The 2,704-nt window shown below is 37.3% G+C and carries 4 protein-coding genes; all 4 read left to right on the forward strand.

What is annotated here, in order from left to right; genetic code table 11:
- Positions 1–197: 197 nt before the first annotated feature.
- A complete protein-coding gene (locus tag ML541_RS18780) occupies positions 198–923 on the forward strand; it encodes a hypothetical protein (RefSeq protein ID WP_243375591.1) in 726 nt (241 codons plus the stop codon).
- A 163-nt stretch (positions 924–1,086) separates the two neighbouring features.
- On the forward strand, positions 1,087–1,245 hold the full coding sequence (locus tag ML541_RS19035) for a hypothetical protein (protein ID WP_347710818.1): 159 nt from the start codon (positions 1,087–1,089) through the stop codon (positions 1,243–1,245).
- Positions 1,246–1,388: 143 nt separating this feature from the next.
- Positions 1,389–2,000 (forward strand): hypothetical protein, encoded by a 612-nt coding sequence (locus ML541_RS18790; RefSeq protein ID WP_243375593.1) that lies wholly within the window; start codon positions 1,389–1,391, stop codon positions 1,998–2,000.
- Between the two features lie 135 nt (positions 2,001–2,135).
- Positions 2,136–2,582, forward strand: a complete 447-nt coding sequence (locus ML541_RS18795; RefSeq protein ID WP_243375595.1) for a nuclease-related domain-containing protein — start codon at positions 2,136–2,138, stop codon at positions 2,580–2,582.
- Positions 2,583–2,704 lie beyond the last annotated feature (122 nt).

Raw genomic sequence — 2,704 nt, forward strand, 5'->3', positions numbered from 1 at the left:
ACTGAAGAAGAACTGCATTTCATAATTGAAAAGGTGAATCATCGACCCAGAAAATGCCTTAACTACCAGACACCACACGAAGTCTTCTTTCAAAATTCACGTGGTGCACTTGCAATTTGAATCCACCCTACATTATCTTTATTCCAGCCACTATATACTTAAATTACGTGCTCATGCCATACATTAGCAAGAACAATTTGAAGACAATTCCAGAAATAGAAACAGTTACTTTATTTGTTCTCATCATGATTTGGCCAGTTTCAATTTTATGGGATAGTAAATTTGGATTGCATGATAGGATTACTGGTATAGAGTTTAGTTATAATATATTTAGACGTAGAAAACTAAAAGCATTCAACAATTTAGTGCCTGTACTCATTTCAACTATAATAGTAGCTTTTGCATTATATTTCGTTTGTGGTTCTCAGCTTAGCTACTATTTATACAAATTTTATAGGTTTCAGTCCCAAGTTCAAAAAACATTTACAGACAGCACCGCAATCATAAATCAAGCTGCTGATATTAGACGTCTTGTTAACGGTAGTTATCCCAATAATGACACGGGAGTTTTTTTTCAAGAGTTCCCATCAAGTATGTACTACGATATCTATGTTGAAAAATTAAAATTCAGGCAGGAAAGTACTGTGAATTCGATTCGAATTAAGTTTAATAATACTATCACCGACGCTGAAATAGATTCTAAAGCCAGGGAAATTGCCGAGTACATGTTTGTTCATTCGGATTTTAAAACATTAGAGGTCAGCATTGAGAGACGGGTCGAATTGGATATGGTTGAATATTACAGAGTCAAATATAATATTTTTAAAAAAGGCCTTCCAACCCCCATACATAAGTACAATTCGGCTGGTATTGGTATAAATATAGTACATTTTGTTAATAATCAGCTACCTTTTGTTGAATGAACAATTTAAATGAAGGAAGAAAAGTGTCTACACTTACAGAACTCGTAGCGCAAATCGTATCTTCACATGCTTCAACATCACCGATGACTACAGAAGGACTTATCCAGGAGCTTCAGAAGGACTTATCCAGGAGCTTCAGAAGGTTCATACTTCGTTAAAGGCAATGGAATCAGATGCTGCTTATCCTGCCGGCGAAGAGACTAAAGCGGCAATAAGTTTTAAGGACGCATTAAAAAAGAGCGAAGTTGTTTGCATGATATGCGGCAAAGGTGGAATAGGGTTTTCCGAGGCAAGAAGGAAGATGGCAGAGGAAGAGGATTAGCTGACAATCTTGCTAAGGCCAGAGAGGTAAGAATGGCTGAAATAAAGACTAAGAAGGCTGCTCCTGTAAAAAACTCAACGTTTCGAAAAAAGAAATAATATCATTTCATGCAAACGGTTAGCCTTTGCAACTAGGAGTTGGTGTTGAGTAAATATTTCAGAATATGGACACCTATTTTAATATCAATAATCGTCCCCTTTTTACCATATTTATCTCAGTATCTCAGTCCTGAACATAAGTTCGAGTATAATGTTAAAGGGCCTGTTACTGTAAAACAATTAACCTCATTAGAAGTTAGAATACTTAACAATGGCTCAAAAACTGAAAAAAATGTCTATATACAAATAGCACCAGAATTTCCACGGTTGACGTTTAAACGAAGTGTTTCTAAAGACACTAATATCACTGCTATGGACATCAGTAATATATCTTTACCAACTTTAGTTGTGGATTCAAATGACGTAAAAAACATTGTTCATGAAGGTAATTTTTATTACATTTACTTTGGTGACATAAGGCCGAATGATGAAGTCTCCTGCGCAATACTACTAAGCGGAACTTTGATTAATACCTTCAGTAACAAACCGAGTATCAGTAGATCTTTTACTGTAAAGTCAGATGATCAAGTTGCAGTGATAAGAGTACCAAAGGACTATTCTAAATTGGCATATGTCGTAGGTTTTTGGCTCTTATCAATGTTCTCAATTATGAGCGTAGTTAAAGTATTTTACACCAGAAAATACCATCAGGAGTAAGAATTACATGGTGTTTAAAATCTAGCTCAGAACATTGTATAGCCTGAGGTATTCTTACATTCAGCTCAAACAAACCGCCCTAATTCCCAAAGGGCATCTAGGTAGTGGCTTCCGCTAAAAACGACGAGGCGATAAATGGCCAAAATGATACCTGCGCATGGGCCTGCACCCACCAATAGCTATTCAGCTGAACTGCTTTTGTATAGTAAGTTATCGGAATGTTTAGATGATAGTTTCATAGTTATACATAGTATCCCTTGGTTAACAGCAGCAGTACAGGAGTTTGGTCTAACAAAAGCACCTACTGGAGAAATAGACTTTCTGATAATCCACGGGAGCCTAGGTTTTTTGGCAATTGAGGTTAAAGGAGGGCGCATAGCAACCCAGGACGGATCATTTGTAGTTACTTCAACTGGAGAACGCATTGATCCAATTGGGCAAGTAAGAAACAGCATCCATGGGTTATCAAGGTGGCTTTATGCTAATAATAAACAAGCACTAAGAATAGGGTATGCAATTGCGTTTCCTGAATCAGTTACGACAGGCAAACCACTGCCGCCCGCGCTATATGATGCTCGATAACGTAAAATATTTTTCGCTTTTATAAAAAGCAACACGGCAGTGCCTGATTCCGGTTAGAATTGCGTCGCCAAACGAAAATTCGACCCGAAAGGAGTACACTGCCGTGGAAGAACAGAATACAC

The sequence above is a fragment of the Geotalea sp. SG265 genome (assembly GCF_022808985.1).
Lineage (GTDB): Bacteria > Desulfobacterota > Desulfuromonadia > Geobacterales > Geobacteraceae > Geotalea.

What these genes read in the sequence shown, in the direction of transcription:
- ML541_RS19035 (WP_347710818.1), top strand. Translation starts at nt 1,087, where the DNA reads ATGGAATCAGATGCTGCTTATCCTGCCGGCGAAGAGACTAAAGCGGCA.
- ML541_RS18795 (WP_243375595.1), top strand. Translation starts at nt 2,136, where the DNA reads ATGGCCAAAATGATACCTGCGCATGGGCCTGCACCCACCAATAGCTAT.